The organism is Rhodococcus sp. WAY2 (assembly GCF_009859915.1).
GTDB classification, from domain to species: domain Bacteria; phylum Actinomycetota; class Actinomycetes; order Mycobacteriales; family Mycobacteriaceae; genus Rhodococcus_F; species Rhodococcus_F oxybenzonivorans.
This window is the reverse complement of the sequence record NZ_CP046573.1, coordinates 855,871-869,521: the sequence shown is the minus strand read 5'-3', so window position 1 is coordinate 869,521 and position 13,651 is coordinate 855,871. Positions and strand designations below refer to the sequence as shown.

12 protein-coding genes are annotated in these 13,651 nt (G+C 65.4%); 2 read left to right on the top strand and 10 right to left on the bottom strand.

The features are described 5' to 3' along the window. Positions 1-29: 29 nt before the first annotated feature. Positions 30-1,235, bottom strand: coding sequence for a hypothetical protein (locus GFS60_RS33975; protein WP_159928848.1), 1,206 nt, complete (start codon positions 1,233-1,235; stop codon positions 30-32). A 193-nt stretch (positions 1,236-1,428) separates the two neighbouring features. Here GFS60_RS33975 and GFS60_RS33970 point away from each other — a divergent pair, with 193 nt between their 5' ends. Together GFS60_RS33970 and GFS60_RS33965 are read left to right on the top strand one after the other, a co-directional pair. Then, positions 1,429-1,584: a hypothetical protein gene (locus GFS60_RS33970; RefSeq protein WP_159928846.1), complete on the top strand. Its 156-nt coding sequence runs from the start codon at positions 1,429-1,431 to the stop codon at positions 1,582-1,584. A gap of 179 nt (positions 1,585-1,763) precedes the next feature. Next, positions 1,764-2,264 (top strand): N-formylglutamate amidohydrolase, encoded by a 501-nt coding sequence (locus GFS60_RS33965; protein ID WP_159928844.1) that lies wholly within the window; start codon positions 1,764-1,766, stop codon positions 2,262-2,264. Positions 2,265-2,462: 198 nt separating this feature from the next. Here GFS60_RS33965 and GFS60_RS33960 read toward each other — a convergent pair whose 3' ends face one another. The 9 genes from GFS60_RS33960 to GFS60_RS33925 form a co-directional block, all read right to left on the bottom strand. Beyond that, positions 2,463-3,542 carry an ADP-ribosylglycohydrolase family protein gene (locus GFS60_RS33960; RefSeq protein ID WP_159928842.1) on the bottom strand — a complete coding sequence of 360 codons (1,080 nt, stop codon included), beginning with the start codon at positions 3,540-3,542 and terminating at the stop codon, positions 2,463-2,465. After that, the gene (locus GFS60_RS38815) at positions 3,539-3,706 is read right to left on the bottom strand and encodes a hypothetical protein (protein ID WP_164709553.1); all 168 of its coding nucleotides are present in this window, start codon (positions 3,704-3,706) and stop codon (positions 3,539-3,541) included. The genes GFS60_RS33960 and GFS60_RS38815 overlap by 4 nt, the downstream gene beginning before the upstream one ends. A gap of 64 nt (positions 3,707-3,770) precedes the next feature. Then, on the bottom strand, positions 3,771-5,918 hold the full coding sequence (locus GFS60_RS33955; RefSeq protein WP_236603646.1) for an ADP-ribosyltransferase: 2,148 nt from the start codon (positions 5,916-5,918) through the stop codon (positions 3,771-3,773). A gap of 486 nt (positions 5,919-6,404) precedes the next feature. Next, the gene (locus GFS60_RS33950; protein ID WP_159928840.1) at positions 6,405-6,575 is read right to left on the bottom strand and encodes a hypothetical protein; all 171 of its coding nucleotides are present in this window, start codon (positions 6,573-6,575) and stop codon (positions 6,405-6,407) included. Positions 6,576-6,611: 36 nt separating this feature from the next. Further along, positions 6,612-6,953: a hypothetical protein gene (locus tag GFS60_RS33945; protein ID WP_236603645.1), complete on the bottom strand. Its 342-nt coding sequence runs from the start codon at positions 6,951-6,953 to the stop codon at positions 6,612-6,614. Positions 6,954-7,281: 328 nt separating this feature from the next. Next, positions 7,282-9,264 (bottom strand): cutinase family protein, encoded by a 1,983-nt coding sequence (locus GFS60_RS33940; protein WP_159928836.1) that lies wholly within the window; start codon positions 9,262-9,264, stop codon positions 7,282-7,284. A 320-nt stretch (positions 9,265-9,584) separates the two neighbouring features. Continuing rightward, positions 9,585-10,760 carry an alpha/beta hydrolase family protein gene (locus GFS60_RS33935; RefSeq protein WP_159928834.1) on the bottom strand — a complete coding sequence of 392 codons (1,176 nt, stop codon included), beginning with the start codon at positions 10,758-10,760 and terminating at the stop codon, positions 9,585-9,587. Between the two features lie 534 nt (positions 10,761-11,294). Next, the gene (locus GFS60_RS33930; protein WP_159928832.1) at positions 11,295-12,527 is read right to left on the bottom strand and encodes a DUF2637 domain-containing protein; all 1,233 of its coding nucleotides are present in this window, start codon (positions 12,525-12,527) and stop codon (positions 11,295-11,297) included. A gap of 424 nt (positions 12,528-12,951) precedes the next feature. Further along, the gene (locus GFS60_RS33925; RefSeq protein WP_159928830.1) at positions 12,952-13,647 is read right to left on the bottom strand and encodes a hypothetical protein; all 696 of its coding nucleotides are present in this window, start codon (positions 13,645-13,647) and stop codon (positions 12,952-12,954) included. Between the last annotated feature and the right edge of the window lie 4 nt (positions 13,648-13,651).

The following is a 13,651-nucleotide window of genomic DNA, read 5'->3' as shown; positions in this document are numbered from 1 at the left end:
GGCACGCGCTGTGGGGTTGGTGCCGTGTGTCAGGCGGCGGGTTCGAGGGTGTCGAGCTTGGCGCGGGTAACGACGGTCTGGTCCTGGTCGCGGAACGTCTCGTGGTCTTTGACGGTGGCGCGCAGGATCCGCATCCGCTGGCCGGGCTCGTAGTCGCGCACACCGGAGGCGAACCACTTGATCAGCTGGTTGCCGTCGGTGCGGAGAACGAGCAGGGTCTTGGATCCGTAATGGCCGTCGATGATGCGGGAGACGGTCACGGTGGCGTCGAGGTCGGCGATTTTGGCACCCTTCGGCGCGACGAATCCGGGGACGAGGGTCGCGCGTTCAGCGTCGTACTGCTGCTGCCGGGCGTAGACAGCGACCAGCGATGCGGCGATACCCACCGACTTCGCCGAAACGTATTCCCCGGCGAGCAGGGTGCGCAGGTTCATCCCGTAATCGGTGGTCGGGTCGACGGTCGCGACGGAGGCCAGGACGGCGTCGATCAGCTCGGGCTGCTCAGCCCTGATTCGGTGGGCCTTCGCTACGCCGTTCTCGAGTTCACGGCGCACTGCCTGGTTGCGGATGGACGCCAGCCCCCACACGGCGGTCGCGAGGGTGTCCGCGGTTGCGGGAATCTCGCGGTCACGCGCCCTGGCACGGGAGATGTAGCCGCGGCCGCCTTCGGAGAAGGCCAGTGCCAGGGCGATGGTGTCGAGCTTGTGCAGCGACCGGTCCCCACCGGCTGCCGGTTCACCCCACTGCTGCCCGCCTATGGCGGGCAGGTGCTCATCGAGGTCGTATTCGAGGGTCCACAGTCCGGCGACCTTCACCCCGAGAAACAATGTGATGCAGCTGGCGCCGACCTGGTTGATCTCACCGGTTTCGGTGTGGCGCAGCACATACAACTTGGCGCGGCGGCGGAACTTGCCGCAGTAGTCGCAGTGCGGGGTCTCCGGGCGACTCCACCCGTCCAGGTTCTGGCCGGGAGCGCAGAAGGTGACGTAACCCGCCTCCTCCTCGACCAGACGGGCAATGAACACCCATCCACCGAACCCGATCCGCGGCGCAACCAAGGTCAGGCGCACCCGCTCCTGTGCGATCGTGATGCCGAGGGCGTTGGTCTCCTCGTGGGTGTAGGGGTCGAGGGCGTAGGTGAACCGTTCGGCGATGTTGTTGCGCGCCAGACGGGCATTGGCCTTGTCGATCTGTGCTAGCGCCGCCGTCAGATTGGCCATCTGCAAGTCGTACATCACGTATCCCCCTCAGTAGGAACCCCTTCGGAGTTCACCTTACAACGTCAAATTGTTATGTGCAATCCCGGCGCCATCCGGAAGTCCCAGATTCACGGTGAGCCTCCACATCGGACCTGGCATTCGAGCCACTTCCCAACACAAGGGGTGAGCCCCTGCACACGCGTGGGGTCGTTGAGAAAGGACAACCACCATGAAGACCCTCAGCGCCTTTGCGGTCGTCACCATCGTCATCTGCGGGGAAGTGACGGTCACGCTGTTCGGCATTGCGGCCGCAATCGCCGTCGTCGCCCTCGCGTACATGCTTTTGGTCGATACCCGGTGCCGCACCAGCGCCTCATCGCCGTGATCAAGGCACTCCGGCGGAAGGAGTAAGCCCAGATCAGGCGCACCGACCTGCCATCGGCGGTCACTCACGGACAGGGGTCACCGATCGCCCATCATGCTGATCTAGGCTCCGCGAGCAGTATCGATATGGAACTACGCCGCCCCCGCCGCCCCCCGTGTGCTGCACGTACGCTTGCCGGTATGTCCGCTGACCTCGGCAGAATCCACGCTGACTCTCACGAGTCGCTGCCGGACCTCGTAGCTGAGAACGGCACGGCGAATCCACACAGTCTCACGGTGACGGCTCGGACCGGAACGAATGTCGAGTTGCGCATTCACACGTCTACCGCACCGTTCGACGTCGCGGCCGAGGCGTGGTTTCCGGCGTCGGCCGGGACCGTGGTCACGGTCGTCGTACGCACCGTTGACGCGTCGACGGGACAACCGCGGCATCTGCCGCCAGTGGAGCCCAATGAGTGGGCTCGGGCAATCTTCTCGACCGTCGACTCCACGGGCGGTTACTTTCTCGGCGCTCTCGACCCGGATACCGGAACCCACCGAAGCGGACAGTTCGCGTATCGCCTCTACCTCGACCCCGCCCGGCGTGCCATCCCGGTGCCCAGTCAGGTGGTCACCTGTCCGCACTATCCTCTGTCGTCCGTCGACGGCCAGCCCGAAACCACCGTCCCGATCGTCGACTGACCGAATCGTTGCGCGGGTATCTTCCCCGATCCGCCGCCGTTTGCCTCGTCGACCAACGCCACAGGTGTGCCCCTATGGGTAGGTACTTATCCGCTCTATGAGGGCTGGCGGCGCCTGCGGCTACTCAGGGACGTGTCATATCCCCTGGTCAATGACCCCCTTACCCTGTTCGGCCCAGGGTCTGTGGTCACCGAGTGTTCAGTTTTCCGGAGGCCGGATCGCCGCGGCGGCGAGTTCGGCGGAGTAGCGCGGCTCGAAGAGCGGGTTCATGCCGGCGGTGTGCCAGTAATCCTCGGTGGTGTGGGCTGCGCCGATGAGCCCGCCGGCGATGCACGCAATGGAGTCGGAGTCGCCGTTGCTGGTCGATGCCCAGGCGAGCGCCTCGGGTCCCGTCAGGGCGGCCTCATCCTCTGCGGTTCCCAGGTCCGCGACCAGCAGGGCGAGAGCGACTGCGCTGGCCGACTCCCAGCCTTGGCCGATTCCCGCACAGGGGTCGCCGAAGTCGGCCGGCGGAAGGGTGCGGAGTTGTTCGAGGCGGCCCGCGGCGGCCGTGAGGATGTCCACGGTCCCGTCGTCCAGTCCGTCTACCAGGTAAGACGACACATCCCCAGTGATCGGGGCGAGGACATCGCGCAGGTAGAAGTCCTCAAACAAGGTGCTGGTGCCGCCGTAGATCTGTGCAGCCACTGTCAGGGCGTGTTCGAGGAACCGGCCGCGGCGTTCGGGGGCGTGGCGGGTTGCGTCGGCGAGGAGCAGCGCCGGGACGACAGCGCGTGGGTGCTTGTGGGTGATCACGGCCTGCAGGGCGGTCAGGCCCAACCAATACGGCTCGGGGGCGAATGCAGCTGGGACCAAACGCATTACTGCCCCGCAGCCGGCGGATTCGACGGCCCCGTCCGTGTCGTACCAGCGGGCGCCGGCGCGCAGGTTTCTCAACGAGGTCATGCAGGTGCGGCCGGGGGCGCGGGTGTTGTCGGGGTCGACCTGCCACAGCAGGAAGTGCCGGGTGATGGCGTCGGTGACCGCTTCGATGTCGGCGAAGTCGGTGACCTCGACCAGCGCGTGATGCAGGGCGAGGGTCATCTGAGTGTCATCGGAGATGACCCAATGCCCGGATGGCGGGGCGACCGGGTAGGCCGGCATCTGTGCGTAGCTGGTGAATTCGACCTGATATCCCCAGGCGTCGCCGGCGGCGAGGCCGGTCAGTGCATTGGCGTACCGGATCGCGACGTCGTCGGTGGGTGCCGCGTCGGGGTTGATCGAGGGTGTCACGGTCATGGGGTCTGTCCTCGTGCGATGTCGTTGGCGGCGGTCCGGACAGTTTCGATGTCCATGAGGTCGAGATCGGCGACGCGGCCGAGGTAGTCCGCGATCGCGTCGGGAGTCATGCCCTCATCGAGGTGCCGACGAATCTCGTCGAGCTGCTCGTCGTTGAGTGCCATCGTGGGGTCCTTCCGTCAGCCCCTCCCCGGAGGGGACGTGTCATTTTTGCTCGTAAACGGCCAATTATGCAGCCTTGGTGGCGGAACCGTCACCGTCTTCGGCCTCGGCGACCAAGTCCTCGGCGACCATGTAGACCGTTGGCCGGCCGCTGATGCCGTGGTGGTCGACCTTCACGCACCGCAGGTGGGTCCCCATCGGCAGGACGACCTCGTCCTCGGACGAGAAGTTCGAGATGGACTTGACGGGCAGGCCGTCACGGGTGCGGACGACCATCATGTACGGCGGGTGGCCGGCGAAGTTGTGGGCGGTGCTGTGGTTGGTGCTGAAGCTGGTGACCTTGCCGATCTCCATCCGGGAACCGACGGTGAAGGTCGAGTCGATGTACTCCTCGGTGGTGCCTTTCCATCCGCTGGGGATCTGGGTGCCGCGGACCAGGGTCATCGGCGTCTTGTTCGGGTTGTGCGCACGGAACTTGTCGAACGCGGAGTCTAGTTGGGATACGACGGACTTGACGTGCCCGGAGGGGTTGGCGTCGCGTCCGGTGATGGCGGCGTTGATGGATCGGTAGCTGCCGCCGGTGTAGGTCGTCAGGGCACTGCGTTCCTGGTAGCTCAATACCTTCTGCACGAACGCCGTATTGGAGGTGGTCAGCGCCCCGATGTTCGACGTGTGCACCTGGCCACCCGGCCCGAGCTGGAAGCCCCACGACTTCAAGTCGCCGGCCCGCTGAGCGATCACGGCATAGTCGTCGGCAGTCTCCTTGCCATAGGCGCGGATTCCGCTGCGCCAGAGGCTGGCGTGCTTGTCCGCGCCGAGACTCTGCGGTGGGATGTCGTGCTCGAAGTGCGGAATCGTGCCGCCACCAATTGTCGGTGTACCCAAGGCCCGGCGGTGGGCCTTGGCGTAGGCGGCGTCGGCTTCGGCCTTGCTGGCGCCGTCGAAGAGGGCCTTCGCGCGCGCCTGCTCACCGGCCTTGATTGCCGACTGTTGCCGTAGCGTCTGCCGGTGCCGTTTGATGCCGTCGTGGATGTCCGCGCGGACCGGGCCGCCCCCGGCGGAGTCGGTCAACTTGTCCTTCGCCTCGGCCATCTCCTCGTCGATGACGCCCTGCTGCGCGGCCGGAGTGGACGCGAGACCCGAGGCAGCTCGACGAGCCACTTCCAGCCCCACGTCTGCTTTCATCGCGTGCGCCTGTTTCTGCAGCTCGGTGGCGTTCGCGGGCAGCGGATCAGGATCTATCAGCTTCGGGATGCGATTGGCCTTCGCGAGCGCATCATTCTTACCGGTCGCCTGGCCCACCGGATGGTAGGCGTCGCCCTTGCGCTGCAGGATCAAGAAATCCGAGGAGCCGCGCCGGTAGATCGCGGTGCCGCCGTCGAGGATGCGGCCCTCGACATCGGTGACACCGGACCCGGTTTCCATCGCGATGGTCCCGGCGGTGTAGACACTGGTGTCCCGCGGTGTCGACGACAGGGTCGGCTGTCCACCTTCGGTGAGCGCCTTCGCCGCTTCTGGTGCTGCGCGGCGGTTGAGCGAGCGGGCGATCGCGTCGACCTCGTCCTTGGACAGGGAAGCGTAGTAGGCGTCGCGCTCGGCGTCGGTGGCCATGTCCTCGCGCAGACCGAACTTCGCGGCGGCCAGGTCCTCTCGAACCTCGACCTGCCGGCGCTTCGCATCCAGGTGAGCCTGTTTCGCGTCGTCGAGCTCCCCCTGTTTCGCTGCGATGTCGTCTGATGAACCGGTACCGTCTTCGGCGGCCTTCTTCGCCTTCCTCAGCCGCGTCCGAATCCGGTTGACCGCCTTACGGGCTTCCTCCGCTTCCGCGTCGGCGGCGATAACCTGCTGTTTCGCGTGCTCAACTACCGCCTGCGCCGCAGTGACTTTCGGGGCGGTCAGCTTCTCGCGCTCGCTGACGGCCTGGGCGATGAGCAGTTTCGCACTCGGCGGGTTGGCATGATCGCTGGGCATCGGTGTGTCACCGAGGGTCTTCGCGTCGATCCCGAGCCCGCCCATGAATTCCTTGAGGATGCTCGGCGGGGCCGACTGCACTGCCGCTGCGGCGCCGAGCAGCCCCTGTTCCTTGAGGTGGGTGACGACCTTCTTGCGGGCTTCGCGGCCCAGCCTTCGGTTTGCGTTCGCCTTCGCAGCAGCCTTGTAACTGCCGCAGCCAGGGCAACGTCGGCCACTTCCATGAGCTCTTGAACGGCACATGGGCGCATCGTACTGGCGAAATAGCCTGTCTCCCAACTGACACCACGGGCCGAATCCGTTGCGGGCACTGCTGTTCACGCGGACACACCTCCCTTCCCCTGCCGCAGTTCCCGCCACAAAAGAATCCGTTGATGGATCACACAGTCAGCCCTGCCAACTAGCCACATTACACTGCCACATTGTAATGTTTGGGGGGAGCTGCGCCCGAGAAAAGACGAGCGCAGCCCGCGCGGCCACCTATCGCCGACAACTGCCCACGGTGAGGCATGGTCGTTGCGAAACAGCACACCGGCGGGGTGACCCCGAGGCGTTGCCACTCGGCGCAAGGAGGTGATCGAGCACGTCGGTGTCGAGTTGCTCCGCACACGGCTTGGGCGCGGGCCGTGGACCGATCCAGCCACGGTGGATAGGGCTACTGAGGACGTGTTGAGACGCGGACGGTGTGCAACCCCGAGTGAGAGCCTTTCGGCTGAAGAGTGCGTCCTGCTAGAACGGGCCGGTGCCGGGGACGCCGCCGAGGCCGAGCCAGTAGAAGATCCACATAAAGAGGGGCATGTATTCACCTTTCGGGGTGTTGTGAACACCGGGCTGTGTGACCGGTGAGCTTCGAATGCGTTCGTGTGGGATCCGATTCTGTTGCGGGTCTTTGAAGGTCATCGGTCCACCGTCAGCGCGGAAGGGGGTTATGGCATGTCATGACTGACCGCGATCGAGGATGTCGAGTTGAACACGGTTGCGGTGACTAATCTTCGACCGGCCGGCGTCGAGGTCGGCGACGACGAGCTGGCATTGTTCGTCGGTTCGCACGTCCCAGGACTGTCCGATGACGTTGATGGGTCCGCGGATCCCGTTCCTCCAGTCGATGACTGTGTAGACGACGTCACCCTTGGGGGCGAAGTCGCGTTGGCGGGTGCAGACGACGAAGTGTTCGGAGGTCGCCCGGACGGTGTAGGGGCGGCGTGGTTCGAGGCCGAAGCGGATCCGGTCACCGGGTTCGAAAGTGATGGGTGTCGTCGGTGTACCGGTCGCATTCATCCACGTCACCATGCATCCCCGGTGTCGAGATGTCGTTGATGGTGCGAGACTCGTTGGCTCTCGACAAGTGTGTCGCGGCCGATGCAACCGCGAGTAAGGCCCTTAGGTCGTTGCCCGACATGGAAGCTGTCGCCACCTTCCTGGTGGGGGCAGGTGTAGATCGAGAGTCCGCGCCGCTTGTCGTGTTGTGTGCGGGCGGCGCGTGCATCCTTTCGGCTGAAGTAGGTGCGTTTGTTGCAGTATGGGCAGGTCGCCCAGCGGGCGGTGGGGCGGTGTGCTCGCGGGGCCAATTCGGACTCCTTGTCGAGTGGGGACGCTGTCGGGATGGTCAGACGGCGCGGTTGATTTGCAGGTTCAGCCAGTCCGAGACCCACTGGATGGCATTGCGGCCGGCGTTGTCGACGACCAGGGTTTGGTAGCTCTGGTGGGCACCGGAGGCGAAGAAGCTGGCTGCGTTCAGGCCGTCGCCGACGACCGTGGCGAGGTCCTCGGCCCCCTGCGAGCGCGCCATCGTGGACACCGATCCGGCGAGTCCTGCGAGGTCGAGGGTTTGGGTCTGCGTGGTGATCGCGTTCCCGACCGGGTTGGCTTGCTTGCCGAGTAGCGCGGGGTCAGTCTTGCTGGCTTTGCCGGTGAGCATGTTCGCGGCCACCGAGGCGAGTTCGAGGCCGAGGGGGATCAACGCCGCGGTCTGCGCCGCGGCACCAAGGGGGTCGGGTAGCACTCCGGGCGGTGGGAAGAGTTTGTCCGCGGCCGCCCAGGCGATTTCCTGGGCCTGGCCGGCGATGTTGGCCAGCTTGATCACGTCGACGTTGCCGAGAATGCTGGTGACCAGCGCTGCGATCCGGGTGTACCCGGTCGGGTCCGGGATGATCGAGAGTATTTGGGAGACCCACTTCAAATCGGCAGCAGCGGCCATCTTCACTAACGGCGCGAACTGCACGTTCAGCTCCCGGGCGGCGTCCCGGGCGCCGCGGACATCGCCAGCGGCGATTTTTTGCGGGAGCACGATCAGGTTGTGCAGGATCTTCGGGATGTCGAGTGCGGTGATGCCGGTGACGACGTTAAGGGCCTGCTCGACGACGACTTTCGGTTTGAGGACCGACAACACGCTCGACGCGGTCGACAGGGCATCTGCGGGTGTGGTTGCCATAGGGGCGATCTGGCTACCGAGTGACGCGGCGGTGGTGGAGAGCTGCGAGATCTGCGGGGCGGTGGCGGGCAGCATGGTGGTGCCACTATTCGAGAGCTTGGCCGCGGTGTTCGCGATTGTGGCTACCGAGTCGAGCGCACCGGTCAGGTCCGCGTGGCTGGCTGTGGTGAGGACCTGCGCGGCCGCGTTTTCCGGTGTGCCGGCCGGGGCTGTTGCGAGGTTGCTGGTGGCGGCACTGTTTGCGGCCCCGGACTGGAGCAGCTCGGCCAGGGGACTGAGGGTCTTCGACAGCGAGGTCGCAGTATCGGCGATCTGGTTCACATCGACCAAGCCGCCGGAATCTATGCCGCGGAGTTGCTTTCCGAGAACGTCCAGATTCGAGCCGAGACCGGGCAGGTCAGCATCGGCGAAATCCGAAGTCAGTGCGGTGGCGACTGCCGCGTTACCATCTCCGGCATCGGTGGCGCCTGTGGTCTTCGACAGGATCGATCCGAGCGATCCGAGGAACGGGTTGGCGCCCTTTTGGATCGAGCAGTACAGGTCTTTCGGGTCACAGATCGAGGCCACCCGCCCGGACAGCTTGCCCATACCCTGTTCCCGGGGACCGGCGATCCCCTGCCCGGAGGTCTTCGGTCCGACCGTCGCGGCGCCCTTCGTGCCAGCGCCGGGATCGGCGAGCAAGGCCACACCGAGGACCCGGTCCGCGTCGACCGGTCCTCTATCGTTTCCGATGGCCGACGCGAGATCACCTGCAGCGTCCGAACCTTGGGAGTAGCCGGTGATGGTGATCTTCGCGTCCGGGCATTCGTTGGTGTAGTTCTTCAGCACGGCGGTGGCCTTGCTGACCGCGTCGGCTTTGCTGTCAGCGTAGGTGTGGCCGTTATCGAACGCGCGCGCCATGTACGGCAGCGTGTATACCTGCGCTCGGGCACCGTTCTTCGCCTTGATCGCCTCCGCGACGGGGGCCAGCATGCCCACCGGCCGGTTCGGGTCGGCGTGCTCATTGGTCTCCCATGTGCCGGGGATGAACAGGTTGAACGTCGACGAGCAACTGGCCGGGTCGGCATGCGCGATCACGGAACCTGAGATGAGCGCGGTCCCGGATAAGACTGCGGTGGTGGTGATCACCGCGATCCCACCTCTGGCGAACCGTGCCATTTTCCGGACTCCTATCGCGCTGCAACCGAGGGTTTTCCGGCTGTCAGTGTCAGGTAGTGGTCCTTCTACCAGCGACGACCCCCGCACGCGGTCGGGCGTGTCGGCAGTGGCGTGATCAGGACTGCAGTCGTATGGCCCCGGCGTGCACGGTAGGACTGTGCTCGAGCCAGGAGTGCAAAAGATGTGCGTGTCTTCTTGTCATCGCCGGAATGGGGACACAAAGTGTCGCGAGCGACCGTTGACATCAGGCTAACCGGGGCGCAACGAGAGAAGCCGGCGGTTCAACCCCCGCAGCACTGGACAAGGTGTTCCGGGTGTCTTCACCTCAGCACCCGCGCAGCGAAGGCCAGTGATTCCGGCATGGCGGCGGTCAAGCTGGCGGAATGGTCCACATCGGAGAGCTGCTGGTACTCGGTATCGACGCCGTTCGAACGCATTTCACTCAGTTGCGCCCAGGTCAGTGGGATCGGCACCTTGGTGTCGGTAAGGCTGTGCACGACTCTGATCGGGCGGTCGAATCCGCTGGTAGGTGCCTGCTGCATGTGTTGGAGCACTGCGCGCAGGTCGGGGCTGTCCAGTGGGGTGGTGAAAAGCTCCGCGATGGTGACCGGGTTTGTGCGCAGATACTCGTCATACTCGCTGTTGCAGGTCACCTTCGCCTTCTCTATGAGCTCGACGCCGGTTGGGGTCAGACGGCGGCGGATGTCGAGTTGCGGTCGCTGGTCGTCGAGGCCGGCGAGGGTGTAGAGGACGTACTGGGCGATCCCAGCGTTCGGCACCGGTGGAAAGTTGGGTCCGGCTAGCGGTAAGAGCTGGTCGAGGTGCGTGGGGGCGCCGACGGCGATTGCACCACGGAAGTCGAGTTCGGGGCTTCGAGTGGTGGCCTGGTGGGCGGCGAAGTAGGCGGCGTGCCCGCCCTGGGACAGGCCGGCCACGATCCATCGGTCGCCGAGTTGGTCGCCGTAGATGTGGTGGGCCGCGCGGACGATGTCGACGGCGTTGGCGCCGGCTGCCGGGCCGTCGGTGTACGCATTGACTCCGTCGGTGCCGATCCCGGCGTAGTCGGTGGCCGCGACCGCGTAGCCGGCAGCCAGCCATTGTTCGATTGACGCGCGTTCGACCTCGGTGGACCCGGTGACCGAGGGGGCGCAGGCATCGTCGATGCCAACGTTGCCGTGGGCGTAGGACACGACCGGCCACCCCCCAGCCGGTGGAGTGCCCTGTGGCAGGAAGACCGATCCGGTGGACTCGCCCGGGTCGGTGGCGGTGCGCAGCGTGGAGTAGCGGATTCGGGTGCTGGTGTCGGCGGCGCCGGCAGGAAGCACCACGGTGGTGAGGGGTAGCTCGGAGAGCACAGCCCCCGGCGCGAGTAGGTCGGCAGGTTCGGCTTGGGCTGATGCCGCGGTGGCGAACGTCCCGCCTATCCATAGCGCGGCGACTAATCCGGCGCTCTGCCAGGCGTTTGCAGTCCTCGTACAGGTTCTGACCCCTGCCATCGACGGTCCCCTCCCTTGTCTCTTGCGGTATCGGTCCCTGGCGAACCCGGACCATAGCCGTCCCGTGTAGTCGAGGGGATCTCGACAACCTGATGGACGAACGATTCCGATCATTTTCCGGGGCAATGGACCCATTGACTGCGCGCAGGATGCTACCTGTCCGACCCGACGCTCTCGTCGACCGATCCGAGTCATGCCGGGTGCTCTTCACCCACTGCACCGGACACGGGGCGCCTCCACCGGTCGTGTCCGCGAACAGCGGATAGCCCCGACTGTTGGAGCAGCTGGTGCCAAGCCTGCAGCAACTCGCTGTGGCATCGGAGCTGGCCGGTGTTGCCCCGCCGGCTTTGTCGTTGCCGAGCGTTGCATTGCGCGGCTCGCCTGAGTGGTGCATGACATTGCCGATATTGCGCTCGAGCGACCGAGCGTGTTGTTTCCACCGATGACCGTTCTTGTCTGAGGTCCGCCTTGTCGGTCATTCCCACGCCTTGCAGACTGCACGGAATCACGTGTGGACACTCTCGCCAATTCGAGTCATTGCAATGCCCCGGCAAAGGCGTACTGCTGGTCGAGCGTTGCGGCCTTGCGGCCCTCGGTCGCGTCGTCGATTTCAGGCAGCGGCGGGGTCCGGAATCCTGCCTCGACCGCACGTTGCGCCACCTTGTCGAAGCGACGCATTGCGGTGGAAGCGGCCTTGGCGTTCGTGAGCGTGGCGATTTCCGCGTAGCTGCGTTGCTCACTGATCCGCAATCGGGCCGTCTCCTTCACTATCGGTTCGAAGTCGGCGCAGGCGTCGATGAAGGCGAGGAGGTTGTCGATGGTCTGGGTCTCGTCCGGCAGCACGAACGACTGAGGTGGGTCCTCCGGGGCATTGCTGATCTCTTGTGCGGCGGCGGCGGGACTGTGCAGTGCATTGCGGATACTGCGCTTCTGGTGTTCCTCACTCTGTCCCGCAACACCGGTGAGGTCAGCAGGGTCCGTTTCCTTCCGTTGCAGGGCAGCCGCAACGTCACGGTCCATGTCTGGCCTCGTAGCGGCCGACCTGGCGCGGTCGGGTTCCGACGACTCGGCTGCCGACGCAACGTCGACGCCCGGTGCAACGGTAGAATTTATGTCCCGGCGGGTCGAGGCAACGAGTTGCGCATTGCGTCCGGCGTTGCGGTCGACCGACCTCGGCTCCGGTGCAGAATTCCGAGAGTCGGTCCCAGCGTCCTCGCCCGCCCATTGCTGTTCACGATGTCGGGGGTCTCGCACGACCGCGCTGTACTCCATGTGGGCGGTGCCGATGGCCTTGATGAGAACGCCGATGCCGTGGGTGAAGGCCAGCACGAGCAACGGTGGAATGACTGCAATAAGCGATGCGCCGGTCGGTGACAGCGGGGTGTAACCCAGTTCGATTCCGGCGGCAACGTTGCGCGCGGCGGCCTCCCCCGCACGGTAGGCATGGTTTGCGTTGCCGAAGACACTGATGAAGACCACCACCACAGCGAGCCCGAGGAAGAACCTTTTTCCGATTGCGCTACCGCCAATTTTGCTCAACGCAACGACCGCGATCGTCGAGCCGAGTATTGCGCCGTCGACGATGGCCGGGAAGATCCAGGTGAGGTGGTGCGGGATACCCGCCTGCAACGCCAGGTCACGTTGCACGGCGAAGGAGAGCACGAAGGCACCTGTGGTGATGCCGACTGCAATAGCGATCGCAACGATGAGGGCCGCCATGAGGGCGCGGAGCTGGACTTGCGCGGCTCGGATACTGAGGTCGTTCATGCTCGGGGGTCTCCTTTCACGGGGTCCCGGCTAGGCGATGGACCATGTTGCCGCCGCTGGTATTTCCTGTGGTGTTGCGGATGTTCGTTGCGGATGTTCGTTGCGGCACTTCATAAGGGTGTTGCGCGGTGTTGCAGCAGCGACCGGGGCACCACTTCCCGCGCCGCAACGCTTGCGATCCCATGGCCTGGCTAGCAAGCCCGCTCTCTCCGCAACGGCCCTGTTCCGCGGTCAGGTGCGGCGAAACGATGACGTACTGGCGCACTATTGCGCGGTCGCTCTGCCGCTCGAACCATCGTGCGGGCAACGCCAGTGTTGCGGCGCTGGTGTTGCGGTCATCCCGATAGTTCGAGCACTCTGCACGCAATAAGTCTTCGTTTCCGGGTCGGCGGCGCAGTCCGAACCGCACCTCCCAGCTGGACACTCAGGTGAAGACATCGACATACCAGCGCCCGTCGATCTCTTGGGTGGTGACGGTCTGGGTGCCGCGGGAGAGAGGCTGGTCCGGCCGCATCAGGGAGAGATCGACCAGGTAGACCCCGTGGGACAGTTCGATGGTGCGGATGCAGTAGCTGGTACCGAGCGGGACCGTGTCGATGACGCGCTGCAACTCGGGGCCTGGTAGCACCGACGTGTTCGGTGTTGCGAAGGCTCGGGCGGCTTCGCCGCTGCGTTGGCTGTAGTAGGCGAAATTGAATGCTGCGATCGCGCCGGCGCCGCTCTTCTGGTCACCGCGGTCGGCCCGGCAGTCCCCCTCCGACGCGGAAGCCTTCTCGGCCTGTTCGGGTTTGGGCAGGTTCAGAATGGGCAGCCCGTTCTCATCAACTGCAACGGTGGCACTGGAGGTGGCCGCGGTTTCATTGTCTTCGCTGCGCAGGTGGCTGATTGCCATCGCACCGGCCACGGCGACGGCGGCCACTGCAATGCCGGCCACCGCCTTCTTTCCCGGGCGGCGGGCGCTCGTGGACGGAAGACGCGGCCGTGTGGGCGGCGGTGTGGCCGGGCCGCCTTGCGCCTTGGTGCGGGCACCCGGCGGCTGGTGGGCGGTGGGTGTGTTGCCGAGGAGGTCGAGTACGGCTGGATGCCGTGCAGGGTTTCGGCCGATGTTCGGCTTCGTCATGGTT

Excerpts from the sequence above, each read along its gene's own strand:
- GFS60_RS33975 (WP_159928848.1), bottom strand. The coding sequence starts at position 1,235 with ATGTACGACTTGCAGATGGCCAATCTGACGGCGGCGCTAGCACAGATC.
- GFS60_RS33970 (WP_159928846.1), top strand. The coding sequence starts at position 1,429 with ATGAAGACCCTCAGCGCCTTTGCGGTCGTCACCATCGTCATCTGCGGG.
- GFS60_RS33965 (WP_159928844.1), top strand. The coding sequence starts at position 1,764 with ATGTCCGCTGACCTCGGCAGAATCCACGCTGACTCTCACGAGTCGCTG.
- GFS60_RS33960 (WP_159928842.1), bottom strand. The coding sequence starts at position 3,542 with ATGACCGTGACACCCTCGATCAACCCCGACGCGGCACCCACCGACGAC.
- GFS60_RS38815 (WP_164709553.1), bottom strand. The coding sequence starts at position 3,706 with ATGGCACTCAACGACGAGCAGCTCGACGAGATTCGTCGGCACCTCGAT.
- GFS60_RS33955 (WP_236603646.1), bottom strand. The coding sequence starts at position 5,918 with ATGTGCCGTTCAAGAGCTCATGGAAGTGGCCGACGTTGCCCTGGCTGC.
- GFS60_RS33950 (WP_159928840.1), bottom strand. The coding sequence starts at position 6,575 with ATGACCTTCAAAGACCCGCAACAGAATCGGATCCCACACGAACGCATT.
- GFS60_RS33945 (WP_236603645.1), bottom strand. The coding sequence starts at position 6,953 with ATGAATGCGACCGGTACACCGACGACACCCATCACTTTCGAACCCGGT.
- GFS60_RS33940 (WP_159928836.1), bottom strand. The coding sequence starts at position 9,264 with ATGGCACGGTTCGCCAGAGGTGGGATCGCGGTGATCACCACCACCGCA.
- GFS60_RS33935 (WP_159928834.1), bottom strand. The coding sequence starts at position 10,760 with ATGGCAGGGGTCAGAACCTGTACGAGGACTGCAAACGCCTGGCAGAGC.
- GFS60_RS33930 (WP_159928832.1), bottom strand. The coding sequence starts at position 12,527 with ATGAACGACCTCAGTATCCGAGCCGCGCAAGTCCAGCTCCGCGCCCTC.
- GFS60_RS33925 (WP_159928830.1), bottom strand. The coding sequence starts at position 13,647 with ATGACGAAGCCGAACATCGGCCGAAACCCTGCACGGCATCCAGCCGTA.